Origin of the sequence: Duganella levis, from assembly GCF_009857605.1 — a bacterium.
GTDB classification, from domain to species: domain Bacteria; phylum Pseudomonadota; class Gammaproteobacteria; order Burkholderiales; family Burkholderiaceae_D; genus Rugamonas; species Rugamonas levis.
On sequence record NZ_WWCT01000041.1, the window covers coordinates 1 to 25501 of the forward strand.

A 25501-nucleotide genomic window follows, 5' to 3' on the forward strand; every position below is an offset into this window, starting at 1 on the left:
TCAGTTCGGCCACCGCCCCCAGCATGGCGCGCGCGGCGTCCAGCGCCAGGTCGGCGTGGTCGGCGTTGGGCAGCGGCGCGCCCCAGAAACAGACCATGCCGTCGCCGGTGTACTTGTCCAGTGTGCCGCCCAGCGCAAGCGCCGGACGGGTCAGGCAATCGAGGAAGCTGGTGGTCAGTTGCGCCGCCTGCTCGACCGGCAGGGCGGCGACATGGCTGGTGTAACCTTCCATATCGGCAATCAGGGTGGTGACTTCGCAGCGGCGCGGCGCCAGCGGGTCTTGCAGATTACTGCGCAGTAATTCGTCCACCACCTCGCCGGCCACGTACTGGCGCAGGGTGTCGAGCAGGCGCCGCGAGCGCTGTTGCGCCAGCTGCCAGTGGAACGGCACGGCCACCACCAGCAGGAACAGCAGGGACAGCAGCGGCGTCGCCGGGCTGAAGCGGTCGTCGTGCGGCACCAGGCCGTGGGCCAGCGGCAGCCACAGCAGGGCGCCGCCCAGCAGCACGCCGATGTTGGCGGCGGCCGTGCGGCGCGGCAGCATCCACCCGGCCAGCAAGGTCAGCAGCAGGCAATAGGCCATGGCGATCGCTTGTCCGGGCCAGGGCGCGGGCGCCAGCCCGGCCTGCTCGTCGAGCAGGCCGCTCAGCATCGAGGCATGCACCATCAGGCCGGCGCTGAGCGCGCCCAGCGGCGTGGCCACGCGGTCGCCGATGCTGAGCGCGGATGAACCGATCAGCACCAGCCGGTTGGCGATCAGGTCGGCCGGCACGCGCTGGTCGAGCAGGTCGGCGGCGCGCGCCACGCTGTAGGCTTCCCAGGCGCGGCGGTAGGGAATGCGCACCGCGCCATACTCGCGCAGCGCCAGCCTGGCGCCGTCGCCGCAGCAATCGAGCAGCGCGCGCGACAAGGTGGGGTATTGCTGCCCCTGGTACTGGCTGTACATGGGCACCCGGCGCAGCACGCCATCCGTATCGGGGGTGACGCCGATGGCGCCGAAGTGGGCCGAGTGCGCCAGGCCGGCGTGATTGGCCAGGTAGCCGGTGGCCGGCACGCCGTCCCGTCCGGGCAGGCCGCCGGCCAGCACGCCGCCGCGCAGCGCCTCGTCGCGCTGGCCGAAGTCGAACAACTGAGCCAGCACCAGCGGCGCGTGGCGTGCCAGCATGGCCATGCGCGCGTCGCCTGCGGCGTCGGCCGGTTTTTCCTGCAGGATGTCGAGCGCCACGCCGCGCGCGCCACCCATCATCAGCAACTCCACCATTTCCGCGATGCGGCCACGGCTCCACGGCCAGGGATAGCGCGCCAGGCTGGCCTCGTCGATATCGACCAGCAGCACGCGGGTTTCCGGCTGATGGCTGGCGTGCAGCGACAGCGAGCGGTCGCGCAGCCAGTTGTCGATGCGTTGCACGTTGCCGCCGTACCACTGCCCCCAGGCAGTGATGAGCAGCGCCGCCAGCAGGATACAGCCGCGCGCGGTAGCGATAGATGAAAAGGGAATGCGCAAGTGCCGTGCTTCTTATCAACAGACCGGGCGCCAGTGCGGCCGGAAATGGGTCGGGTCGGAATAAAATGGGGCAAGTATAGCGTTTTGTTTCTATGAGGAATAGAGTTGCTTATATTTTTAATATCCCGATTACGCTGTTTGCCGCAGCTGTGGCGCGACCGTCGCTCAATTTGTATCCAATTGAAAGAATGTGACACTAGTCACATACTTTGACCGAGGATAGCGGAAAATGCAGGCTGAGGGAGAAACTATTCTATGTACACGCATTTCAAATCCATCTGGGCCGGCGGACTGCTGGCGGCCTTCGCCTTGCTGGCGCCGGCTGCCTGGGCGGGGCAGGCCGGCACGGTGGTGTTTGTTGCCGGCGACGCCAAACTGGCCGCGCGTCCGGCCGTCCTGGATGTGGCGGTGCAGGAGGGCGATGAACTGGCCACCGGCGCCGACGGCTACATCTATATAAAGACCGTGGACCAGGGCTTTCTGGTGTTGCGCCCGAATAGTAAGGCGCGCATCGTCGCCTACCACATCGACAACGCCAACCCGGCCAACACCCGCGTCAAGCTGGAGTTGCTGCAGGGCGTGGCGCGCAGTATTTCCGGCGTTGGCGTCAAGCAGGCGCGTCAGAATTTCCGCTTCAACACGCCGGTGGCGGCCATCGGCGTGCGCGGCACCGATTTCGTGGTCTATACCGACCAGCAGACATCGCGCGTTACCGTGGTGTCGGGCGGGGTGGTGGTCAGCGGCTTCAGCGGCGCTTGCGGCCCCGAGGGCGGCGGCCCGTGCGAGGGCGGCGCCAGTCGCGAACTGTTTGCCGGCCAGGCAGGCCTGATGCTGCAGGTGCAGCGCGGCCAGAATATGCCGCAATTGCTGCGCAGTCCGGCGATGTCGCCGGCCGATCAGGGCACGCCGGCGCGTCCGGACGAGCCGGTAGGCAAGGTGGGCGGCAGTGGTGTTACTGACGTCAGCCTGGATGCGCAGAAAACCACCACCGTGCTGAATAACAGCCGGGCGCTGGGCCAGCAGACCAATCCGCCACCGGCGGTGGCGCCGCCGGTCGTGGTGGCGCCACCGCCGGTGGTCGAGCAGTCGCCGCCGCCGGTGGTGACGCCGGACCCGCCGGTGATCACGCCGCAACCACCGGTAGTGGTCACGCCGGACCCGCCGGTGACCACGCCGGTGACCCCGCCAGTGACCCCGGTGACCCCGCCGGTGACCACCCCGGACCGCAAGGAAGTGGTGTGGGGGCGCTATCAGGACATCGCTGGCGGCATCGCCGATGCGGCGGTGCAGGCCAAGCTCGATAGCGGCGCCTATAGCGCACAGAATTTTGTCGGCGTCTATCAGATTGCCCGGCTGAAGGACACCGCCTACGTGGCGCCGCGCGAAGGTACGGCCTCGTTCGTGCTGGCCAGCAGCGACGCCATTCTGCAACGGACCGGCGCCGACGCCGTGCAGGCGGCAGTGCAGGATGCTCACCTCGATGTGAATTTCAGCACCAAGACCTTTAATACCGGCCTGACCGTGGTGGGCGATGGTCTGCGGGTGCCGGTGACCATCAACGGCACCGTGACCAAGCTGGGCGAAATGGTCAACACGACGCTGTCGGATTCGAAAATCCGCGGCTACCTGGGCGGCGCCAATGCCGCAGAAGCCGCTTATATCTTCCAGTATAAAACCCTGGGCGTGATGGTGAATGGCGCCACCACTTGGGGGCGCTGACCGGCAAGGCTGGCGCACTGCGGCACGAAAGGCAATATTGTTACGACAGTATTGCCTTTTTTGTTTTGTGACGCCGCTTATGATATAAAGAGCGCCGGATGGGAATTGTTGTCCAGGCAGGTGTGATAATTGGTGAATATTTACGTATTTGCATAGATATTCAGCAGTTCATTTACAAATTGTTGCAACTTTCGACGAAAAGAAAATGATTTGTGACGCCCGTCACAACATTAGTTTCTCTGTGTGGCAATATACTCCCACCTTCTGCAAATAAAGTTCAATTCATGCGCGAAGTATGTGCTGAACAGCGGAATTTCTGGTTTAAACCAAAATCTTTTTAAGGAATTATCATCATGGCGGCAGCTGATTACGCAGCAGTAGTACAACAACTGTATGTCTCCTATTTTGGTCGTCCTGCTGACTACTATGGTCTGCAGAACTTCGAAGCTCAACTGGTAGCGGTTGGCGCGCCGACCGACGTGGCAAGCCTGAATTCGGCTGCACAAGCTGCATCGGCCACTTCGCCACTGGGCCAACTGATCAACAGCTTCAGCAGCTCGCCAGAAGCGGTTGCCCTGTACGGCACCGGCACCGACATCCTGAGCATTTCGAAGTTCGTCAACGCGATCTACAACAACGTTCTGAACCGTGACGCCGACAACGAAGGCGGCCAGTTCTGGATCAACGCTATCGCCAGCGGTGAACTGAGCAAGGCTAACGCTGCTCTGGCAATCTCCGCCGCAGCTGCCGCCAACACCTCGGGCACCACCCTGGGCGCGCAAGACCAGATCGCCATCAACAACAAAGTTGCTATCGCTGGCAACTTCACCGATGCACTGGACACCATCCCTAAAATCAACTCGTACGCAGGCGACACCGCTGCTGCAGCTGGCCGCGAACTGGTACACGGCGTTGACGCCAGCACCAACCTGACCGCTTACCAGACCAACGTGGCTAACACCGTCACCGGCCTGATCCCAGTCGTCATCGTCAATACCGTCCTGACCACCAGCACCGATACCTTCGTCGGCACTTCGGCCAACGACAACATCACCGCTAGCCTGGGCGGCACCGACCCAACCCTGACCGCGTTCGACTCGATCGACGGCGGCACCGGTGTCAACACCCTGAGCATCAACGACTTCAACACCAGCGGCACCACCGATGTACTGGCTGGCGTGACCATCAAGAACATTCAGAACCTGAACGTTCAGTCGCAAACCGCTGTCACCCTGGACACTTCGGCCATCGCTGGCGTGGCCAAGGTTTCCGTATCGGCTACCGGCGCTGAAACCCTGGCCGCCGCTGCGACCACCGCGATTCAGACCAACGTACTGAGCACCGCTGGCAACACCGTGTCGGTAAAAGGCGGTTCGTCGATCACCGCTAACGTTGCTGGCGTAACCACCGGCGGCGCTGTGAACATCGGCACCGCAGCTACTGCTGGCGCAATCGCTGTGACCGTTGCGGATGCGAACACCGGTTCGGCCAACGTCACCGGCAGCACCATCACCGTCACTGGCGGCACCACCGTCAACGTGACCCAAAACATCGCTGCTGCTACCTCGACCACCGGCACCGGCGTTGCAGGTACCGCTTTCACCGCAACCGGTGGCAACATCGTTGTTAACGGCGGCGCTGCTACCACCGCAGTCACCGTGAACCAGACCGCTGCTGTTGCCGCTGTTGCTGGTAACTCGGGCGCTGCTGCTGTGACCGAATCGGCTGTTGTGACCTGGCAAGGCTTCGGCACCGCCGCTGTTGGTTCGCAGACTATTGGCGGCCTGACCGTTACCTCCGACGGTTCCGGTACCTTCACCGCTACGCAGGTTGCTACCGTTGCAAATGGCGGCAGCGTTACTGGCCTGAGCATCACCTCCCCGGTTTCGGGCTGGACCGTTACCGCTGGCAGTACCGCTACCACCAGCGTGTTCACCAGCACCACCGCTGCTACCAACGTGGCTAACGTTGACGTTGGCGCGACTTCGACCGGTAGTGGTGCCACCCCAACCGCACTGACCACCCAAGGTGCCGCTGCTGTTGCTGCCGTGACCGCTGTTGGCGGTATCGCTGACGGTGCTGTCACCATCAGCGACGTGAACTCGGCCAACACCGATGGCACCAAAGTCAACACCATCGCTTCGGTAACCCTGAGCAACTACAACGGCGCAACCATCAACACCAGCGCGCTGACCAACCTGTCGCTGACTGGCGGCGCCGGCACCGTGACCGTGACCGACAACCTGGCCACCACCAAAGCCACCACCCTGGCGCTGGCTGTGAACGGCGTTTCGGGCTCCTTGGTTGACTCGAAAGTTCAAACCCTGAACATCACCTCGAGCGGCGCCAAATCGGCTCTGAACGTGAACGGCGCCGCTGTTAAAGCCGTGAGCGTTGCAGGCGACAAAGCGCTGGATCTGACCGGCTCGACCCTGGCTGCTGCTACCGCCTTCACCTCCAGCAACACCGCTGGCGTGACCGTGGCGCTGAACGCCGCTGAAACCGGTTCGTTCACCGCTGGTAACAACATCGTGACCGTGGCTGCTGCTGCAACCAAAAACATCACCTTCGGCGCCGGCGACGACACCGTCATCGTGACCACCCTGAACGGTGCAGCAATCAACGGCGGCGCAGGTAACAACACCCTGCAAATGGCTGGCAGCGATGCAGTCAACGCTTCGGGCGTAGCGCAGTTCGGCGCAGCTTTCACTGGCTTCAACCGTCTGGCCATCACGGCACCAGTTGCTGGCAGCACCATCGCTGCTGACGCACTGGGCAACTTCAACTACGTTACCACCGGCGGCGCAACCGGTGGTGGTCTGGCCATCACCGGTCTGACCTCGGGCGCGACCCTGGCCCTGACCAGCGCTGGTACTGCTTACAACGCTGGCTTGACCGGCGCGCTGGCTGGCACCGCTGACGTGCTGAACGTGCGTGTATCGGCTAGCACCGGCACCGCTTTCGGTTCGGTTACCGCAGCTAACGTTGAAACCATCAACGTTACCTCGACCGACTCGTCGAGCAGCCCAGCTGGCACCGTGGCACACTCGCTGAGCATCCTCGGCAGCGACGTTAAAGCCATCACCGTGGCGGGCACCGCCCACACCACCGTGGTTGCCGCTTCGACCGCGCTGACCTCGTTCGACGCTTCGGCTCTGACCGTTGCTGGTTCGGGCGCTGCCAACACCGGCATCACCTTCACCACCGGCGTTCTGACCACTGCAGCCACCATCAAGGGTTCGGCTAACGGCGGTGACGTGATCGATGCTCACCTGTCGACCAAAGCTGTCACCATCACCGAAATCAAGGGCACCAACAGCATCACCGGTAGCGCAACGGTAGCTAGCACCCTGACCGGCGGCACTGGCAACGACACCATCGTTGGCGGTTCGGGCAAAGACGTTATCGTTGGCGGTGGCGGTGCTGACAAGATCACTGGCGGCGCAGGTGCCGACTCGATCACCATCAGCGGCAACACCTCGACCATCGTTCAGAACCTGAACGATTCGGGTGTCAACGCTACGCTGAACACCGCGACCAGCGAACTGACCGCAACCTTCGACGTGATCAAAGGCGTTACCGCTGGCACCAAGATCGACCTGAGCAGCATCGCTGGCCTGACCATCGCTGCTGCCGATCTGTCGGCAACCAACCTGGCAGGCGTTAATGGTCACGTTGTGTTCGCTTCCGGTACCTACGATGCGGCCAACGGCATCTTCGCCTACGGCGCAGCTGGCGCTGACACCGTTGTGACTTACGACAACGGCACCACCGGTGCTGGTGGCGTTCACATTTTCGAGTCGATCGTTCTGGTTGGCTACCACGCTGGTTCGACCACCGCCTTCGGCACCGGCGCTAGCGCTGGTATCGTAACCCTGGCCTAATCGTCCAGCTGCCCGGAGGAAGGGGCTCCTTCCTCCTGCACAAAAGCCAGGCCTCGTGCCTGGCTTTTTATTTCTCGCACGGTTCCCCGCCGCGCGGCAATAAGCGCAAAATAGCGCTTGCCTTGTTGTTCCCTACGACACTAAAGTGTAAAAAATGTGATACAGGTCACATTTTTTAGTGTTTTTGCGCGATAATCTCCTCGTTCTATAAGCTGTCTACGCTTTTCCCAATAACGAAGGCCTGCGGCATCCGTCGGCGTAGCAGTTATCCCGTATCGCTCAAGCACATTATGAAAACTACACTATCCAATTCCAAGAATGAGATCGCAGAGGTTCTGCGGACGTTCAAATCGACTTTTGTCACGGTCGGTACGTTCAGCGCAATCAGCAACCTGCTGATGCTGGTGCCTTCGTTGTACATGTTGCAGGTGTACGACCGCGTGCTGGCCAGCCGCAACGAGCTGACGCTGATGATGCTGACCCTGATGATGCTGGGCGGTTACCTGATGATGGGCGCGCTGGAGCTGATCCGCAGCTACGTGCTGATCCGCGTCGGCGCCCGGTTCGACATGGCGCTGAACAAGCGCGTCTACACCGCCGCCTTCGAACAAAACCTGCGCCGCAGCGGCGGCAACGCCGGCCAGGCCTTGCAGGATCTGACCAATGTGCGCCAGTTCCTGACCGGCAGCGCGCTGTTCGCCTTTTTCGACGCGCCATGGTTCCCGGTCTACCTGATCGTCATCTTTGTGTTCGAGCCTTCGCTGGGCCTGTTCGCGCTGTGCGGCACGGTGCTGCTGGTGATCCTGGCTTACGTCAATGAGCGCGTCTCGCACAAGCCGCTGGCTGAAGCCAACAATACCTCGATTGTCGCCACCACCCTGGCCACCAACAATCTGCGCAATGCCGAAGTGATCGAGTCGATGGGCATGCTGCCCAACCTGATGAACCGCTGGTTCAAGGTGCATGGCCTGTTCCTGCGCCTGCAGGCGGAAGCCAGTGAAAAAGCCGGCCTGGTCGGCGCCGTCACCAAGTTCGTGCAGGTATCGCTGCAATCCCTGGTGCTCGGTTTTGGCGCGCTGCTGGTCCTGGAAAACAAGATTACCGCCGGCATGATGATTGCGGCGTCGATCCTGGTCGGCCGCGCGCTGGCGCCAGTACAGCAGGTGATCGCCGTATGGAAGTCGTTTGCCAATACCCGTAGCGCCTACGAGCGCCTGACCAAGCTGCTGGAAAATAATCCCCAGCGCGACGCCGGCATGGAATTGCCTAAACCGAACGGCAACGTGGCCGTGGAAAGCGTGACTGCCGCGCCACCAGGCGCGCAGGTGGCGGTATTGAAAAATGTATCGTTTGCGATCCAGTCCGGCGACGTGCTGGGCGTGGTGGGGCCGAGCGGCTCCGGCAAGTCGACGCTGGCCCGCCTGCTGGTCGGCATCTGGCCGGCGGCCATGGGCAAGGTGCGTCTGGATGGCGCCGACATTTACCAGTGGAACAAGGCTGAACTGGGGCCGAATCTGGGCTATCTGCCGCAGGATATCGAACTGTTCGCCGGCACGGTGAGCGAAAACATCGCCCGCTTTGGCGACATCGATGCGGAAAAAGTGGTGTTGGCGGCCAAGCGCGCCGGCGTCCACGACATGATTTTGCACCTGCCCAAGGGTTACGACACCCCGCTGGGCGACGGCGGCGCCGGCCTGTCCGGTGGCCAGCGTCAGCGTCTGGGCCTGGCGCGCGCCATGTACGGCGACCCGGCCGTGATCGTGCTGGACGAACCGAATTCCAACCTGGATGATGTGGGCGAACAGGCGCTGGTGCAGGCGGTAGCCGACCTGCGCGCACGCGGCAAAACCATCGTGCTGATTACCCACCGTACCAATGCGATTGCCGTCACGAACAAGCTGTTGATTTTGCGCGATGGCGTGGTGGCCGCGTTCGGCGAAACCAACCAGGTGCTGGCCGCGCTGAACGAAGCGAACCAGAAACAGGCTATGCAAGCCCAACAAATGGCGCAGCAGCAGGCTGCCCAGCAAGCACAGGCGCAAGCCCAGGCCCAAGCGCATGCCGACGCCAAGGCGCAGGAACTGGCCCAGGCCGCGCTCGCCGCTCAGGCGCAAGCACAGGCCGCTGCGGCAAAAGAGGAATAATCATGGCAAATATCGTTAATTCAAAAGAAGTCGTCGCTACCGACGTCATCACCCACGACGTGACCTCCTTCGACGTCGAGACCGACTCGCGCCAATACGCCCGGGTGGGCTGGGCCATCGTGCTGGTCGGCTTCCTCGGCTTTGTTGCCTGGGCCACCTTCGCGCCGCTCGACAAGGGTGTGCCGATGAGCGGCACGGTGGTCAAGGAGTCCAACCGCAAGGCGGTGCAATACCTGCAGACCGGTATCGTGCAGGACATCCTGGTCAAGGATGGCGATGTGGTGAAAAAGGGCCAGGTGCTGGTGCGCATGAACAATGTACAGGTGAAATCCGCGCTGGACATCACGCAGGTCCAGTTCGTTAGCGCGCGCGCTGCGGAAGCCCGCCTGCTGGCGGAACTGGCCGGGCAGCATGTCGTCAGTACGCCGGCCTCCCTGAAGGAATACCAGAACACGCCGGAAGTCGTCGAAGCCATGACTCTGCAGAACAAGCTGTTGCAAGCGCGCCAGGGCTCGCTGCAAAGCGAACTGGCCGGGGCCGATGAAAACATCGCCGGCCTGAAGCTGCAGATCACCGGCCTGGAACAGTCGCGCGACAACAAGAAGGATCAGCTGAGCACGTTCAAGGAACAGCTGGACAACTCGCGCGAACTGGCCAAGGAAGGCTATCTGGCGCGCAACCGCCTGCTGGAACTGGAACGTAATTATTCGCAGGTCAACGGCGCGGTCGCCGAGGACGTCGGCAATATCGGCCGCGCCCAGCGCCAGATCGCCGAGCTGCAGGCGCGCAAGACGCAGCGTCTGCAGGACTATCAAAAAGAAGTGCGCACCCTGCTGTCGGATACGCAGAAGGAAGGCGATGCGCTGGACGGCCGCCTGAGCGCGCAGAAATTTGATGTCGCCAATGTGGAAGTCCGCTCGCCGGTGGATGGCACGGTGGTCGGTTCGAATGTGTTCACCCGTGGCGGCGTGGTCGGCGCCGGCGCCAAGATGATGGAAATCGTGCCGTCCGAGGATGCGCTGGTGGTGGAAGGCGAATTGCCGGTCAATCTGATCGACAAAGTGCGGGTCGGCATGCCGGCCGAACTGATTTTCTCGGCCTTCAACTCCAACCGCACGCCGCATATCCCTGGCACGGTGATCCAGGTCTCGGCCGACCGTTCGGTGGAAGAGCGCACCGGCCAGCCTTACTACAAGGTGCGCGCCCGCGTGTCGCCGGAAGGCAGCAAGCTGATCGCCGCCAAGAAGCTGGATATCCAGCCGGGCATGCCGGCGGAGCTGTTCATCAAGACGGGCGAGCGCACCATGATGAATTACTTGATGAAACCGGTGTTTGACCGCGCCAAAACCTCGATGACGGAGGATTGAGCATGGCCACCCTGAAACTTCGCCCGCGCCTGTTGGCGGGCGTGGCGCTCATGGGCGCCGCGCTCTCGCTGACTAGCCAGGGTGCGCAGGCGGTGACGCTGGTGCAGGCCTATCAAATGGCGCTGCAAAACGACCCGACCTACCGCGCGGCTTTCTATGCCAATGAAGGCTCCAAGGAAAATGCCAAACTGGGCCTGTCCAACCTGCTGCCCAACCTGAGCGGCAGCTGGAGCGGCAGCCAGAACCGCGATACGATCACCGATCGCAGTTTTGCCAGCAATGGCTTGACGGTGCCGCGCGACTTCATTTCGCGTTCCGCCACCTTGCAGCTGCGCCAGTCGTTATTCAATCTGGATGGCTGGGCGCGTTACAAGCAGGGCAAGGCCCAGACCAAATACGGCCAGGCCCTGTTCGAGAGCCAGCAGCAGGAAGTGATTTACCGCGTGGTCAGCGCCTATCTGGATGTGCTGTACAAGCAGGAACTGCTGGCCCTGTCCCAGGTCGAGCGCGAACTGTACGCCGAGCAGCGCAAGGTCAACGACCGCCTGTTCGAAAAAGGCGAGGGCACCAAGACCGATATGCTGGAAACCCAGGCGCGCCTGGACGTGGCGGACGCCGTGCTGCTGGAGGCGCAGGATAGTCTGACCGTATCGCGCGAGACGCTGGGCACGGTGATCGGCGGCGAGGTTGGCGAGGTACAGCAGCTGATGCCGGACTTCCGCGTCCGTCCGTCGGACGGCCAGCCTTTCGATTACTGGAAAAAAGTCGCCATCGATACCAACCCGGACATCAAGACGCTGCAGTACGGCGTTGAGATCGCCGAACAGGAAGTGCTCAAGCAGTACGCCGGCCATGCGCCGCGCGTGGACATCGTCGGCACCTACGGCAAGACTTCCTCGGATTCGATCACGACCTTCCAGGAAGACCAGAAGATCCGCAGCATCGGCTTCCAGGTTAACATCCCGCTGTATTCCGGCGGCCAGGTGTCGGCCTCGGCACGCCAGGCGGTGGCTTCGCGCGAGAAGGCCAAGCAAGACTTACAGGCGCAGATCGACAAGATCGTGCTGGAGTTGCGCAAGGATTACAGCGTGATGGCCAGCAGCGTGAAGCGGGTGGATGCGCTGATGAAATCGGTGGCGTCGTCGGAAACCTTGATCGTGGCCACCGAACAGAGCATCAAGGGCGGTGTGCGCATCAACCTGGACGCCCTGAACGCCAAGCAGCAGTTGTATGCGGCCAAGCGCGACCTGGCGCAGGCGCGTTTCAATTACCTGCTGACCTCGCTGCGCATGCACGCTTCGGTGGGGACGCTGGGTGAAAACGATGTGCGCGAAATGGCCGCCTATTTCCGGTAAGGACAGCATGGACGACGAAATAGAAGTCACTGTCGACGGCATCACCTACAAGCTCAGCGAACTGGGCGACGAAGCCAGGGAGCAGGTGACCAGCCTGCAATTCGTCGAAGCGCAGATCACCGAGCTGAACGCCAAACTGGCGGTCTACCAGACCGCACGCAACGCCTACCAGGCTGCCTTGCAGCAACTGGTGCCGCGTTTGAAGCAATAAGAAAAAACCTCGCCGCAGCGAGGTTTTTTTTGCGTGGCGCCAGCCTATTTGCCGTAGCAGGCCGGGCAGGATTTCTCGTAGACGTATTCCGGCGCCAGTTGCTGGCGCGGGGTGACCACGGCGCGGCAGACGAAGCATTGCACGGTTTCGGTCGGTTGCAGCTGCGGGTTGAGCGCGGTGCGGTAGTCGAACACGAAGCAGTCGCCGCTGTAGTGGGCGCCGCCGACTTCCTCGAAATACTTGAGGATGCCGCCTTCCAGCTGGTAGACGTTGTCGTAGCCGATGTTCTGCATCTGGATCGCGGCTTTTTCGCAGCGGATGCCGCCGGTGCAGAAGGTGACCACGGTCTTGCCGGCAAAATCGTCCTTGTGGGCGGCAATCAGGTCCGGGAATTCGGTGAACTTCTTGATGCGGTAGTCGACCGTGTTGTCGAAGGTGCCGACGTCCACCTCGAAATCGTTGCGGGTATCGACCATCACCACCGGCTTGCCGTTGTCGTCGACGCCGTTGTCCAGCCAGCGCTTGAGCGTGTGCGCTTCGACGAACGGTGCGCGGCCGTCCTCTGGCTTGATCAGCGGCATGCGCATGGTGATGATTTCTTTTTTGATCTTGACCAGCATGCGCTTGTGCGACTGTTCGGCCGACAGGCTTTCCTTGACTTCCAGGTCGGCGAAGCGGGTGTCGCTGCGGACCCACGCCAGGAACTCGTCAATATTGCCGCGCGGGCCGGACAGGAACATATTGATCCCTTCCGGCGTCAACAGGATGGTGCCTTTCAGGTCCAGGCGGGTGCAGATGTCCTGGTACTGCGGGCGCATCGCCTCGGTGTCGTCGAAGGTGATGAATTTGTAGGCGGCGATGTTGACGTGCTGGGCAGCGCCAGCATGCGCTTCAGCTTGTAAAGCAGTATTAGCTTGCATGATGGTGGAGGAAAAAAGGGAAAGGCGACATTATACGCCCATCCGGCTCTGCGGATCCGGCCGCTGCGGTAAAATAGGGGGTTATTGAACCAGCCTTGAGTCGTATATGAATATGGTAGCAAATGAACAAGCAGTAGCCGGCAGTGCCGTGGCGCCGGTGGGACCGTCTTTTGTCCATTTGCGCGTCCATTCGGAGTATTCCATCGTTGACGGGCTGGTGCGAATCGACGACCTGATCAAGCAGGCCGTCAAGGACAAGCAGGGCGCGCTCGCCGTGACCGACCTGGCCAATATGTTCGGCATGGTCAAGTTCTACAAGGCGGCGCGCGGCAAGGGCATCAAGCCGGTGGTCGGCGTCGATGTCTGGATCACCAATGACGACAACCGCGAAAAGCCATCGCGCCTGATGCTGCTGGCCAAGAACCGCATGGGCTATCTGCAGCTGTGCGAGCTGCTGTCGCAAGCCTGGCTGACCAACCAATACAAGGGCCGCGCCGAGATCCGCACCGAGTGGCTGCAGGAACTGACCTCCAAGACCTATGCGCTGCTGCCTGACGATAGTCCGGCCAACGGCCTGATCGTGCTGTCCGGCGCCCATTTCGGCGACATCGGCACCGCCATCGAAAACGGCAACCCGGCGCTGGCCGAAGCCAATGCGCAGAAGTGGGCTGCGCTGTTCCCCGGCCATTTCTACATCGAGATCCAGCGTGCCGGCCAGGCCAACCAGGAGATGCAGGTGCGCCATTCGGTGGCGCTGGCGTCCAAGCTGGGCCTGCCGGTGGTGGCGACCCATCCGGTGCAGTTCGTCAGCAAGGACGAGTACATCGCCCACGAGGCGCGTATCTGTATCGCCGAGGGCGAGATGCTGGCCAACGCCAAGCGCGTGCGCAAGTTCAATGAGCAGATGCGCTTCCTGACGCAGGCCGAGATGGCGCAGCTGTTCCATGACCTGCCGGCCGCCTTGCAGAACTCGGTGGAAATCGCCAAGCGCTGCAATCTGACGCTGACCCTGGGCAAGCCGCAGTTGCCGAACTTCCCGACGCCGGGCATGACCATCGACGATTTCCTGCGCGCCGAAACCAAGAAGGGCCTGGAAGAGCGGCTGGAGCAGCTGTATCCAGACCCGGTCAAGCGCGAGGCCAACCGCCAGCGCTACGAGGAACGGCTGGAGTTCGAGAACAACACCATCATCAACATGAAGTTTCCCGGCTACTTCCTGATCGTGGCCGAGTTTATTCAGTGGGGCAAGAACAACGATGTGCCGATCGGTCCCGGCCGGGGTTCGGGCGCCGGTTCGCTGGTGGCGTATGCGCTGAAGATTACCGATCTGGACCCGCTGAAGTACAACCTGCTGTTCGAGCGTTTCCTGAACCCTGAGCGGGTTTCGATGCCCGACTTCGATATTGACTTCTGCCAGGAAAAGCGCGAGCTGGTGATCCAGCACGTGAAAGATCTGTACGGCCGCGATGCGGTGTCGCAGATCGCCACCTTCGGTACCATGGCGGCCAAGGGCGCGATCCGCGACGTCGGCCGCGTGATGGACTTCGGCTACAACTTCTGCGACGGCGTCTCCAAGCTGATTCCGTTCAAGCCGGGCAAGCCGGTGTCGATTGCCGAGGCGATCGAGGAAGAGCCGATGCTGAAGGAGCGCCAGCAGAACGAGGAAGAAGTGGCGCAGCTGCTGGACCTGGCGCAACAGGTCGAAGGCATCACCCGTAACATTGGCATGCACGCCGGTGGCGTGCTGATCGCGCCGGGCAAGCTGACCGATTTCTGCCCGCTGTACACGCAGGGCGGCGACGGCGGCGTGGTGTCGCAGTACGACAAGGACGACGTTGAAGCGGTCGGCCTGGTGAAGTTCGACTTTTTGGGTCTGACGACCCTGACCATTCTCGACCGCGCGGTGCGCTACATCAAGGCGCTCGACCCGGAGGAATCCGAGTTCGATCTGTCCAAGCTGCCGCTCAACGACCGTCCATCGTACGATCTGCTGACCAAGGCCAAGACGGTCGCGGTATTCCAGCTGGAGTCGCGCGGCATGCAGGGCATGCTGAAGGATGCGCGTCCTGACCGCTTCGAGGACATTATCGCGCTGGTGGCGCTGTACCGTCCGGGTCCGATGGACCTGATCCCGGACTTCTGCAAGCGCAAGCACGGCGAAAAATTCGATTATCCCGATCCGCGCACCGAATCGATTCTGTCCGAAACCTACGGCATCATGGTGTACCAGGAGCAGGTGATGCAGATGGCGCAGATCGTCGGCGGCTACTCGCTGGGCGGCGCCGACATGCTGCGCCGCGCGATGGGTAAGAAAAAAGCCGAGGAGATGGCTGAGCACCGCGAGATCTTCCGCGCCGGCGCCGCCAAGGATGGCCTGACCACGCAAAAGGCCGACGAGATCTTCGACTTGATGGAGAAGTTCGCCGGCTACGGCTTCAATAAATCGCACGCCGCCGCCTACGCGCTGCTGTCGTATCACACGGCCTACCTGAAAGCGCACCATCCGGCCGCCTTCATGGCAGCCAATATGTCGCTGGCGATGGAGGACACCGAGAAGGTCAAGATCCTGGTCGAGGATTCGATCGACATCTGCGGCCTGACCATCCTGCCGCCGGACATCAACAAGTCCGACTTCCGTTTCATGCCGGACGGCCCGGCGCCGTCGGTCACCGGCAAGAAGGTCACGCAGATCCGCTACGGCCTGGGCGCCTGCAAGGGCGCGGGACAGAACGCGATCGAGGCGATCATCGCCGCGCGCAATGCCGACGGTCCGTTCACCAGCCTGTTCGATTTCTGCAAGCGCGTCGACAAGAAGCAGATCAACCGCCGCACCATCGAATCGCTGATCCGCGCCGGTGCCTTCGACTGCCTGGGCGTCGACCGCGCCGTGCTGCTGGCCTCGGTCAGCTTCGCGATGGAATATGCCGACCAGCAGGCCAAGTCGGCCAACCAGGTCAGCCTGTTTGGTGGCGACGACAGCGACCTCGAACCGCCGCCGGATTACGTCAAGGCCACGCCCTTCACCGACCGCCAGCGGCTGGCCGAGGAAAAGATGGCGCTGGGCTTCTACCTGTCCGGCCACATGTTCGATTCGTTCGCGCCGGAAGCGCGGCGCTTCTCGCGCACCAAGCTGGCCGACCTGGAACCGTCACGCGATCCGCGCATGCTGTGCGGCGTCATCACCGGCATCCGTCCGCAGATGACGCAGCGCGGCAAGCTGCTGATCGTCACGCTGGACGACAAGAGCGCGGTGGTGGAAGTGACCGTGTATGCCGAGGTGTTCGAGGAACACAAGCACATGTTCAAGGAAGATGAATTCCTGGCGGTGATCGGCAAGGTGTCGGAGGACCGCTTCAACGGCGGCTTGCGGATATCGGCGGAGAAGGTGTTCGACATCATCTCGTCGCGCGTCAAGCACGGCAAGCAGCTGAGCATGGCGTTGCCGGTCTCGGTCGATGCGAAGAAGGTGGCGGAAGTGCTGGCGCCGTATCGCCAGACCGATGGCTTGCCGATTTCGGCGCGCATCCAGCCGCAGGGCGTCAGCTGCGTGTTGCAGCTAGGCGAAGGATGGCGCGTGGCGCCGTCGGATGAGCTGCAACTGGCGCTCCAGCAAGTGCTGGGCGCCAAAGAAGTTGCGGTCGAGTATTGATTAAAACTGCTGGCTGACGCCGGTGATGGCGTAACCCTTGGCGCCGATCTGCGCCAGGGGCTGGTCGATATGGTATTTGGGCAGCGTGTCCTGGCCGTCGTCGATTTCCACGCGTTGCGCTTCGGCATGCCAGTCGGTGTTGGTGGCTTCTTCCGGAATTGGCTTACCCTCTGGCACGGCCAGATAAGTATGCTTGCCTTGTGCTTCTTCGCGGCTATAAATGTCCACACGCATGGTGACTCTCCTCTGACGAAAAGCCCATGGTAGCGGATTTCATCAAGCCAGGGCGTACTTCTCCGCTTCCTCTACCATAGGCAGGAAAACCGGCGCCGCCGGCGCCAGCTGCTGCACCGCCTCAATGCGCGGCGCGTGCAGGCTGACCGCCACCGCCTGCGCCAGTTCGCACAGCGTCTCATGCCGCTTGCGCGCTTCCGAACGTTTCTTCGATGCAATCGCCGCCAGGTCCGGCGCGCAGATCGCTTCGCTGGCCAGCGCGTAGTCGCCATCGCTGCGCACCACGGCGCCCAGTTCTTGCCACAGCGCATCGTAATCCGCATGTACCTTGCCCTGGCGGGTGGCGCCGCACACTGCGCGGTTGGCGTTGCCGACCAGGCGCAGTTCGGCGCAATCGTGGTCGTGGGCGATCTGGCTCAGCAGCTTGACCATCAGATTCTTCGGCCGCAGGCCATGCAGCTCACGCGTGGCGTCCTTGATCAGTTGCAGGCCGTGTTCGCCCTTCGGTCCCTGCATGCAGCCGATGCCCAGCGCCATGCCGTCCCGGCCACTATCGAAGAAGGAAAACGCCGCGCTGTAGACCAGGTCGCCGCCCTGCACCAGCTGCAGCACCAGTTCGCCTTCGCGTTCCATCGGCTCGATGGCGCGCAACTGCACCTGATAGGCCAGGCCACTCTTGCCCTCGATCGTCGCCAGTACCACCGCTTGGCGCGCCGCCTGCACCGTCAGTGGACCCATGCCGTGGCGGAAGATGTGGCGGTAATGGCTGCGCAGCAGCGCCAGACGCTGGCCGGCGTCCATGGTGTTGCTCAGGTAAGGGCGGTAGATTTTGTAGATCAGGCGCGGACGCGCCTTGACCAGTTCGGCAAACATTGGATGCGAGTTCAGCAGTTCCAGCCAGCCGAAGGTAGCGTGGCGGTGCAGTCGGGCGCGCAGCGACAGTTTGAGGGTCTCGCGCAACTGTTTCAAGCCGGTAAAGCCTGCCGCGCCGGAGCGGATGGTAATGGACTGCATCGTCAACTCTTCCAAAAGGGGCCTTGTGGGCAAGTCGCGATAGTAGTTGGCATGTAACGCAATGTAAATTCGGGTAAAGAACTACGAATTTCCCTTAATAATTGCGCTCTGGATAAACGAGCTGTTGTATAGATGCGATGCCTAAGACATAAGGGTTGCCCCTAGTTGTAAAATGCAAGAACAAGATGCACTATAGCAATGCATAATGATACATTGCGATACAAATTACCCGGTATGACCGCGCCATCCCCTTCCCGCCACCTGCTATTTCCCGCCTTTATCGGCTTATACGTGCTATTCGATTGGGCCACGTACATCGATCCGCTGTATGGCCTGAATATCACGCCCTGGAATCCGGACCCGGCGCTGGGCCTGGTGTTCTGGCTGCGCTATGGCTGGCGCGCGGCGCTGCCGTGGTTTATCGCGCTGCTGGCGGGCGAGTGGCTGGTGCGCGGCATGCCGGCCGGCTTGCCGCTGTCGCTGCTGCTGTCGCTATGGCTGACCATCGGTTATGGCCTGCTGGGCGTGGCGCTCAAGCGCACCTTCGGCAGCAGCGGCGTGTTCGACAGCCGGCACCGGCTGTTCCAGTGGGTGCTGATTGTGGTGGTCGGTACGCTGCTCAACGATGTGGTCTATATGTCGCTGCTATCCTTGGCCGGGCTGATTCCGCCGGGCGAGTGGGTGGCGGTGGTGCTGCGTTTCGGCATCGGCGACATGGTGGGCGTGCTGGTGTCGATGCCGCTGATCTGGATGCTGTCCAGCACCGACGGCCGCCAGCGGCTGCGCCAGACGGTGTGGCACTACGAGACGCTGGGCTACCTGGCGCTGGCGATCTGCGTGCTGTACCTGGTGTTTGGCACCATCGAGACCTCGGAGTTCAAGCATTTCTACTTCCTGTTCCTGCCGGTGATCTGGGCCGCTTCGCGCCAGGGCCTGTACGGCACGGCGCTGATGGTGTTTGTGCTGCAGCTGGGCATCGGCGGCCTGGTCAAGTGGAATAATGCGGTCAACATCGAGGTGCCGGAATTGCAGATGCTCGATGCGATGCTGGCGCTGGTCGGTTTTTCGCTGGGCATCGTGGTCGATGAGCTGCGCCAGGTGTCGAACGATTTGAAGCAGTCGCTGCGGCTGGCGGCGGCCGGCGAGATGGCCGCCGCGCTGGCGCACGAACTGAACCAGCCGCTGACGGCGCTCAGCGCCTACGGCAAGGCCTGCGAATTCCTGATCGAGCGCAACGAGGGCGGGCAGGGCGGCGAGATGCTGAAAAGTGCGGTGCAGCGCATGATCGCCGAGTCGGGCCGGGCGGCGGAAGTGGTGCGGCGGCTGCGCGATTTCTTCCGCACCGGCGCCATGAAGCTGGAGCCGGTCGACGCCGGCCAGCTGGTGTCGTCGGTCAGCCAGCAGTTCTTTACCCAGCTGCGCCAGCACGGCGTGGTGTTGCAGGTCGAGGATATGCCGACGCTGGCGATGCTGGCCGACCGTTTGCAGATCGAGCTGGTGCTGCGCAACCTGCTGGCCAACGCGCTGGACGCGGTGCAGGAGCGGCCCGAAAACGGCCGCCGCATCACCGTCTCGGCGCAGCTGCTGGACAGCAAAAAGCATGGCAAGGGCAGCTGTTTGCAGCTGTCGGTGGAAGATAGTGGCAAGGGCGTGTCGGCGGCATTGCTGGCGCGCTTGTTTGAACCGTTTGTCTCGTCCAAGGCCACCGGCCTTGGACTGGGCCTGGTGCTGAGCCGGGCCATCATGGAAGCGCACGGCGGCTCGCTTTGGGCCGAAGTGGGCGATCACGGTATATTCAGGATGGCGCTGCCGCTGGCGCGCCCCGAAGTGGAAGGTCAGGAGAACTATGTTGCAGCATGATTTAACCGTATTCATTGTCGATGACGACCCGGCCGTGCGCGATGCGCTGGGCTTGCTGCTGGGCGTGCGCGGCTATCGCACCGCTGTGTTCGGCAGCGCGGAAGCCTTCCTGCAAGGCTGGCAGCCGGCCTGGAGCGGCGCATTGCTGATCGATATCCGCATGTCCGGCATGGACGGGCTGAGTTTGCAACGGGAGCTGATCGCGCGCGGCTGCACCATGCCGGTGGTGATCATGAGCGGCCATGGCGACGTCAGCACGGCGCGCATGGCGTTCAAGGCCGACGCCGTCGACTTCCTCGAAAAACCGCTTGACGACGCCAAGCTGATCGGCGCCATCGACGAAGCCCTGTCGCGCGCCCGCACCAACCAGAGCGAACAGCAACGGCGCAGCCGCAGCGTCAGCCTGCTGAGCGAGCTGACGCCGCGCGAGCGCGAGGTGATGCAACTGGTGGTGGTGGGACGGCACAACCGCGATATCGGCCCGGAGCTGGGCATCAGCGTGCGCACGGTGGAAGTCCACAAGGCGCGCCTGATGAGCAAGCTGGGAGTCGACAATGTGGCCGACCTGGTCCGCATCAGCATGCTCGACCAGGGCGACTAAAACTTCCGCTGCTAGCGCCAGCTGCGGATCACGTCCAGCACATGTTGCGGCGTGATGGCGCGCATGCAGCTGCACTGGGCCGGATCGGCGCACTGGCCGCAGCCCTGCTCGGCCGCCAGGTTGGTGGCGCGCGGTCCCAGCGCGGCCCAGCGCACCGGGTCGATCGGCTTGATCGGCGGGAACAGGCCGACCACCGGCCGCCCCAGCGCCGCCGCCAGGTGCAGCGGGCCGGTGCCACTGGCCACCAGGCCGTCGCAGCCACCGATCAGCGCGGTAAAGCCGGCCAGGTCCAGCTTGCCGCACAGGTTTTCCACATTCGGCAGCGCCAGCAGTTCCGGCGCCTGCTCGGCCAGCAGCTGACCTTCAGCCGGGCTGCCGGTCACCAGCACCCGCACCTGCGGGTCGTCGCCCAGCATGCGCGCCAGCGTGGTGAAGTGCTCCAACGGCCATTCGCGGCCGTTGCCGTTCGATTTTGGATGCAAGATCAGCTTGAGGCCGGGGCCGGCCAGCACGGCATCGGCGTCGCGGTGGCGCGACGGCGTCAGACCGTACAGTTTCCACACGTCCTCGCGCGGCGGCACATAGTCGATGCCCAGCGGCAGCAGCAGCTTGAAGCTCAGCTGGGCCTCGTGCAGGCGCGCCCCCAGCGGCCCGGTCATGTTGACCAGGCGGTTGCAGGTGAGCCAGTGATAGACCCGGCGCGTGCTGCCGACCCGGCGGCCGATGCCGGCGCGGCGCGCGGCGTAGGCCAGCTCGCGCCGCGGGTAGGTAAACAGCACGGTGTCGCAGCCGGTCTGCTTGAGGCTCCTGGCGACGTCGCGGCCCAGCTCCTCGACCGTCAGCACGCGGTCCACATGGCGGCATTGCGCCACCACGGCGGCCGCGTACAGGCGGCACAGGAAAACGATCTCGGCCTGCGGATACAGCTGCTTCAGGTAGCCGGCCAGCGGCAGCGTCAGCACCACGTCGCCGATGTTGTCGGTGCGCGTGATGAGGATGCGGCGCGGCGTCGGCGCGCTGTAGCGTACCGCCAGGCACATGCCGATCAGGCTGCACAACATCATGACGTAGAACACCTTCGGCATCATCAGCCAGAACATCACGTCGGTCAGGCCGAAGCCGACGAAGGCGGCCACCAGTACCACCCCGGCCAGCGCCAGGCTGTGCTGGCCCAGGTCGGGACGGCGCAGCTCGCCCATGAAGTAGCGCAGCGGCGCGATGTACATCATCAGCAGCAGCCCGGCGTCGAGCAGGCCGCCGGTGGACAGGCAGAACAGCAAGTCGTTCTGGCTGTTGACATAGGCCATCGGTGGCAGCGGCTGCAGGCGGCCGGCTGCCGCCAGCGCCGCCAGCGCGGCGTCGAAGTTGTCGCGGCCGACGCCCAGCCATGGATGGTCGGCGAACATCATCAGCGAGGCGCGGCCCAGTTCCAGCCGCACGCCGACCGAGTTCGAGACGTCGCCGGTGATGAAGTATTGCTGCGCTTCGTGCAGCACCAGGCCGACGCGCTGCGCCATGCCGGTGGCGGGCAGGGCGAAGGCCAGCGCCAGCAGGCCCAGCGTGACGGCGCACATGCGCAGCAGGCGCCAGCCGTACAGGCGGCGGCCATAGGTCAGCAGCGGGATCGCCACCAGCGGCAGCGCCAGCCAACCGCCGCGCGAGGCCGACAGCACCGAAGCCAGCATGCCGCCCAGCAGTGCGGCGGCCGGCAGCCAGTCGACCCGCTGCAGGCGCGGATCGCGGAAGGCGGACAGGCCGCAGGCCGCCATCAGGCCCGACACCAGCGCCAGGTCGCCGAAGGTGACGGCGTGATGGGTGAAGCCGAGCGCGCGCTCCTCGGCGCCGCTGAACACCTGCCAGGCCGCCATGGCGGCCGCCAGCAGCGTGGTGACGCACAGCCCGAGCCAGAAGTAGCGGATGCGTGGACGCAGGTAGTACATCACGCCGATGCAGCTCAGGCCGATCAGCAGGCGCGCCGGGCCGTCGAGCATGCGCAGCGGCTGGTGGTCGGCCAGCATGCGCACCCAGGACACCAGGAAGTAAAACAAGAACGCCAGCGTCACGCCCGACAATTCGCCCCAGTGCTGCAGGTAGCTGCGGCTCACCGGGCGCAGGTGGCGCAGGAAAATCAGCAGGATCACCGCCTGTACCAGGCCCAGCCCATCTTTGCTGGTCAGCGCCAGCGCCGGCAGCGCGAATAGCAGGAAGGAAGAAGAGGGGCTGCCGCTTTCAATCAGTAGCGGCGCGTTACTGGCGTTGGTCATTGGCGCGTCAGTCGGCAAGAGGGGGGTGAGGAAAATGCAAGTATAACAGTGGCGAAGGCGGCTGCGACCGGGCTCATGCCCGCAGCCCTTTGGTGGCCTGCACGGTGCGCGCGCGCGCGCGCTGCATGACGGTGGCGCGGTTGCTGTCGACGTGGTCGCGCACGTTTTCGCGGTGCCACAGGTGGAACACCTCGGTGGCATAGGCGCCGTCCTTGCGCATCACGCCGGCGTTGAACAGGCGCAGCACCAGGTCGGAGTCCTCGTAACCCCAGCCGAGAAAGGTTTCATCAAAACCGTTGACGATGTCCAGGTCGCTGCGCCACACCGCCAGGTTGCAGCTTTTGATGCGGCGCCAGGTGAAGCGCTGGCTGGTGCGGCCGATGTCGGGCAAGGTCATCAGCAAGGGCAGCACTTTGTTGAGCGCGCCGCTGCGGCGCCACGCCAGCTTGTCGCCGGTGCTCAGCACGCCCAGGTCGATATGCTGGCCCAGCACGCGGCGGGTGGCGGTTTCATCGAGCAGAATGCGGCTGCCCTGCACCAAATAGCCGGGCTGGGCCAGTTTGCGGTGCTGGCTGATAAAATTCCGCTGCGGCACGCAGTCGCCGTCGAGGAAGATGATGTACTCGCCGTTGGCGTCCAGCGTGCCGAGATTGCGCGCGCGGGCGGCGCGGAAGCCCTGGTCCTCCTGCCACACATGGCGCAACGGCACCGGCGAGCGCGCTTGCAGCGCCGCCACCGCTTGTTGCGTGTTGTGGCCCGAGCCGTCATCAGCGATAATGATTTCAAACCCCGTGTCGTCCTGGGCAAAACACGCTTCAACCACGGCGGTCAGCGCATCTGGGCGGTTGTAGGTAGTGACAACAATGGAAATAAGCACGGGTGACATGGTCGGCAACTTGCTGTAGCGGATTGCTTTTTTGCAATAATCGATAATTTGAATGAATAATACCTCAGCCCAGTCCCGCGCCAGCACTGTCTTTATCCACAGCCTGATCTTTCTGTTTCCATTCCTGCTGCTGATTACCCACTTCGGGGTCGGCCTGTGCAGCTTCGCCTTCCTGCTGACCGCCATTGTCTACGGGCGTCAGGGCTGGCCGGCGCTGGTGCGCCATCTTACTGAGATTCGCGGGGTATTGATAGCCTTTGGCGCGCTATTGCTGCTGGCGATATTGTGGAGCCTGCTGAGCGGCGATGGCCGCCTGCGCGACCTGGAAAAACCGTTCCGCATGCTGGCCGCCAGCACCGTCATGCTGACCATGCTGGCCTGCCGTCCCAGCCGTAAGGCGCTGTGGTGGGGCCTGATCGGCGGCGCCGTGGCCGGCGCCGTGTTCATTGCCTACCAGCGCTGGTTCATGGGCATCGACCGCCCGGGCGGCCTGATTAATTCGATCACCTTTGGCGACATCATGCTTTGTATGGGCCTGATGTGCCTGGCTGGCACGCTGGACTTCGCCGGCCGCAGCGCCATCTGGCCCGGTCTCGGCGCGCTGGCCGGCCTGGTCGGCTCGGTGGCCACCGGCACCCGCGGCGGCTGGATCGCCATTGTCCTGGCGGCATTGTTGTTAGGACGCTACGGTCACGTGTTGCGCGGCCGCTGGCGCAAGCTGCTGGCGCTGCTGGCGCTGGCGTTATTGGTCAGCACGTATTTCATCCCGCAGACCGGCACCCGCGAACGCATCGACCAGGGCTTCAACGATGTGCACCAGTATTTCAATGGCGGCGAGACGTTTACCAACATCGGCATCCGCTTCGAGCTGTGGCGCAGCGCGCTGCAACTGATCGAGCGCCGCCCGCTGCTGGGCGCCAGCATTCCCACCGTGCGCCGCGAGATGGAAGAATTGGTGGCCCAGCACCGCGCCCATCCTTACGTGCTGGAATTTGAACACTTCCACAACGATATCCTGCAGGCGCTGGTGTTCGGCGGCGTGGTCGGCCTGCTGGTCTGGGGTTCCACGCTGGTGGTGCCGTTCGTGTTCTTCCTGCGCCAGATGCAGCGCGGCGGCGGCGCCCGCAATGCGCCGGCGCTGGCCGGCATGCTGCTGACGCTGAGCTATTTCAGCTTCGGCCTGACCGAAGTGATCTTCTGGTCGGTGCGCAGCTGCATGTTCTATTCCATGATGCTGTTCCTGCTGGCCGGCCTGTGCCTGAACGCCAAAGAGGAAGCACCGTGAGCCAGCCGCGCATCCTGATCATTTCGCCGAACTGGATTGGCGATGCGGTCATGGCGCAGCCGCTGCTGCAACTGCTGCGTGCCGCCCACCCGGAACGGCCGATCGACGTGCTGGCGCCGCCGGCGGTGTCGCCGGTATGGCGCCAGACGGCCGAGGTGGACGAGGTGCTGGAAACGCCGTTCCGCCACGGCGCCTTGCAGCTCAAGCAGCGCTGGCAGTTTGCCCGCCTGCTGCGCAAGCGCGGTTACGTGGATGCCTACATCCTGCCCAACACCATCAAGTACGCATTGATTCCGTGGCTGGCCGGGATTAAAAAACGCGTCGGCTACAAGGGCGAGAGCCGCTACGGCATGATCAACGTGATGCACCACGACGAGGTGCCGCCGCGGCCGATGGTGCCGTTCTATGCCGCGCTGGCCAAGCCGCCGGTGACGGTGCAAGGCCCCGGCCTGCGCGCCGTCTTGCCGCGTCCGCGCCTGGCCGCGAGTGATGCACAAATCGCCGCCGTGTGCGAACGGCTCGGCATCGATCCGGCGCGGCCGCTGGTGGCGCTGGCGCCGGGCGCGGAATTCGGCGCCGCCAAGCGCTGGCCGGCGCAGCAAGA

17 protein-coding genes are annotated in these 25501 nt (G+C 63.3%); 11 read left to right on the forward strand and 6 right to left on the reverse strand.

Going from position 1 to position 25501, the window contains the following annotated elements; translation table 11 throughout:
• Positions 1-1504 (reverse strand): CHASE2 domain-containing protein (locus tag GTP69_RS29200; RefSeq protein ID WP_161058150.1); only part of this gene is annotated, 1504 nt, incomplete at its 3' end.
• A 255-nt stretch (positions 1505-1759) separates the two neighbouring features.
• Here GTP69_RS29200 and GTP69_RS31170 point away from each other — a divergent pair.
• From GTP69_RS31170 to GTP69_RS29235, 6 genes are all read left to right on the forward strand, one after another.
• Entirely contained in the window at positions 1760-3223 is a 1464-nt protein-coding gene (locus tag GTP69_RS31170; protein WP_202424622.1) for a FecR family protein, read from the forward strand.
• 353 nt (positions 3224-3576) lie between these two features.
• Positions 3577-7107 (forward strand): beta strand repeat-containing protein, encoded by a 3531-nt coding sequence (locus tag GTP69_RS29215; RefSeq protein ID WP_161058151.1) that lies wholly within the window; start codon positions 3577-3579, stop codon positions 7105-7107.
• Between the two features lie 290 nt (positions 7108-7397).
• Positions 7398-9251, forward strand: a complete 1854-nt coding sequence (locus GTP69_RS29220) for a type I secretion system permease/ATPase (protein ID WP_161058152.1) — start codon at positions 7398-7400, stop codon at positions 9249-9251.
• A 2-nt stretch (positions 9252-9253) separates the two neighbouring features.
• Entirely contained in the window at positions 9254-10618 is a 1365-nt protein-coding gene (locus GTP69_RS29225; RefSeq protein WP_161058153.1) for an HlyD family type I secretion periplasmic adaptor subunit, read from the forward strand.
• Between the two features lie 2 nt (positions 10619-10620).
• Positions 10621-11973 carry a TolC family outer membrane protein gene (locus tag GTP69_RS29230; protein WP_161058154.1) on the forward strand — a complete coding sequence of 451 codons (1353 nt, stop codon included), beginning with the start codon at positions 10621-10623 and terminating at the stop codon, positions 11971-11973.
• A gap of 7 nt (positions 11974-11980) precedes the next feature.
• A complete protein-coding gene (locus GTP69_RS29235; RefSeq protein ID WP_161058155.1) occupies positions 11981-12184 on the forward strand; it encodes a DUF6447 family protein in 204 nt (67 codons plus the stop codon).
• A gap of 44 nt (positions 12185-12228) precedes the next feature.
• On the opposite strand, the gene GTP69_RS29240 is transcribed toward GTP69_RS29235, so the two are convergent.
• Entirely contained in the window at positions 12229-13104 is an 876-nt protein-coding gene (locus GTP69_RS29240) for a sulfurtransferase (RefSeq protein WP_161058156.1), read from the reverse strand.
• Positions 13105-13210: 106 nt separating this feature from the next.
• On the opposite strand from GTP69_RS29240, the gene dnaE reads away from it, so the two are divergent.
• Complete coding sequence (gene dnaE, locus GTP69_RS29245) at positions 13211-16753, forward strand: DNA polymerase III subunit alpha (RefSeq protein WP_161058157.1); 3543 nt, start codon at positions 13211-13213, stop codon at positions 16751-16753.
• Here the strand turns inward: dnaE and GTP69_RS29250 are convergent, their stop codons facing one another.
• Both GTP69_RS29250 and GTP69_RS29255 read right to left on the reverse strand, forming a co-directional pair.
• Positions 16754-16987: a DUF6139 family protein gene (locus GTP69_RS29250; protein ID WP_161058158.1), complete on the reverse strand. Its 234-nt coding sequence runs from the start codon at positions 16985-16987 to the stop codon at positions 16754-16756. It abuts the gene before it with no gap.
• Positions 16988-17029: 42 nt separating this feature from the next.
• Positions 17030-18001, reverse strand: coding sequence for a VirK/YbjX family protein (locus tag GTP69_RS29255; protein ID WP_161058159.1), 972 nt, complete (start codon positions 17999-18001; stop codon positions 17030-17032).
• A gap of 234 nt (positions 18002-18235) precedes the next feature.
• On the opposite strand from GTP69_RS29255, the gene GTP69_RS29260 reads away from it, so the two are divergent.
• Positions 18236-19861 (forward strand): sensor histidine kinase, encoded by a 1626-nt coding sequence (locus GTP69_RS29260; RefSeq protein ID WP_161058160.1) that lies wholly within the window; start codon positions 18236-18238, stop codon positions 19859-19861.
• Positions 19848-20462: a response regulator transcription factor gene (locus GTP69_RS29265; protein WP_229261204.1), complete on the forward strand. Its 615-nt coding sequence runs from the start codon at positions 19848-19850 to the stop codon at positions 20460-20462. Before GTP69_RS29260 ends, GTP69_RS29265 begins: the two co-directional genes overlap by 14 nt.
• Positions 20463-20473: 11 nt before the next feature.
• On the opposite strand, the gene GTP69_RS29270 is transcribed toward GTP69_RS29265, so the two are convergent.
• Together GTP69_RS29270 and GTP69_RS29275 are read right to left on the reverse strand one after the other, a co-directional pair.
• Positions 20474-22726, reverse strand: a complete 2253-nt coding sequence (locus GTP69_RS29270) for a glycosyltransferase family 9 protein (protein ID WP_161058161.1) — start codon at positions 22724-22726, stop codon at positions 20474-20476.
• A gap of 73 nt (positions 22727-22799) precedes the next feature.
• Positions 22800-23612, reverse strand: coding sequence for a glycosyltransferase family 2 protein (locus tag GTP69_RS29275; RefSeq protein WP_161058162.1), 813 nt, complete (start codon positions 23610-23612; stop codon positions 22800-22802).
• Positions 23613-23664: 52 nt separating this feature from the next.
• Between GTP69_RS29275 and GTP69_RS29280 the strand changes: the two genes are divergently transcribed.
• Together GTP69_RS29280 and waaF are read left to right on the forward strand one after the other, a co-directional pair.
• Positions 23665-24897, forward strand: coding sequence for an O-antigen ligase family protein (locus GTP69_RS29280; protein ID WP_161058163.1), 1233 nt, complete (start codon positions 23665-23667; stop codon positions 24895-24897).
• A partial coding sequence (gene waaF, locus GTP69_RS29285; RefSeq protein WP_371868192.1) for a lipopolysaccharide heptosyltransferase II occupies positions 24894-25501 on the forward strand: 608 nt, incomplete at its 3' end. The genes GTP69_RS29280 and waaF, both read left to right, overlap by 4 nt.

Bases quoted from the DNA above. Each gene is read 5' to 3' on its own strand.
- GTP69_RS31170 (WP_202424622.1), top strand. From the start codon at position 1,760: ATGTACACGCATTTCAAATCCATCTGGGCCGGCGGACTGCTGGCGGCC.
- GTP69_RS29215 (WP_161058151.1), top strand. From the start codon at position 3,577: ATGGCGGCAGCTGATTACGCAGCAGTAGTACAACAACTGTATGTCTCC.
- GTP69_RS29220 (WP_161058152.1), top strand. From the start codon at position 7,398: ATGAAAACTACACTATCCAATTCCAAGAATGAGATCGCAGAGGTTCTG.
- GTP69_RS29225 (WP_161058153.1), top strand. From the start codon at position 9,254: ATGGCAAATATCGTTAATTCAAAAGAAGTCGTCGCTACCGACGTCATC.
- GTP69_RS29230 (WP_161058154.1), top strand. From the start codon at position 10,621: ATGGCCACCCTGAAACTTCGCCCGCGCCTGTTGGCGGGCGTGGCGCTC.
- GTP69_RS29235 (WP_161058155.1), top strand. From the start codon at position 11,981: ATGGACGACGAAATAGAAGTCACTGTCGACGGCATCACCTACAAGCTC.
- GTP69_RS29240 (WP_161058156.1), bottom strand. From the start codon at position 13,104: ATGCAAGCTAATACTGCTTTACAAGCTGAAGCGCATGCTGGCGCTGCC.
- dnaE (WP_161058157.1), top strand. From the start codon at position 13,211: ATGAATATGGTAGCAAATGAACAAGCAGTAGCCGGCAGTGCCGTGGCG.
- GTP69_RS29250 (WP_161058158.1), bottom strand. From the start codon at position 16,987: ATGCGTGTGGACATTTATAGCCGCGAAGAAGCACAAGGCAAGCATACT.
- GTP69_RS29255 (WP_161058159.1), bottom strand. From the start codon at position 18,001: ATGCAGTCCATTACCATCCGCTCCGGCGCGGCAGGCTTTACCGGCTTG.
- GTP69_RS29260 (WP_161058160.1), top strand. From the start codon at position 18,236: ATGACCGCGCCATCCCCTTCCCGCCACCTGCTATTTCCCGCCTTTATC.
- GTP69_RS29265 (WP_229261204.1), top strand. From the start codon at position 19,848: ATGTTGCAGCATGATTTAACCGTATTCATTGTCGATGACGACCCGGCC.
- GTP69_RS29270 (WP_161058161.1), bottom strand. From the start codon at position 22,726: ATGACCAACGCCAGTAACGCGCCGCTACTGATTGAAAGCGGCAGCCCC.
- GTP69_RS29275 (WP_161058162.1), bottom strand. From the start codon at position 23,612: ATGTCACCCGTGCTTATTTCCATTGTTGTCACTACCTACAACCGCCCA.
- GTP69_RS29280 (WP_161058163.1), top strand. From the start codon at position 23,665: ATGAATAATACCTCAGCCCAGTCCCGCGCCAGCACTGTCTTTATCCAC.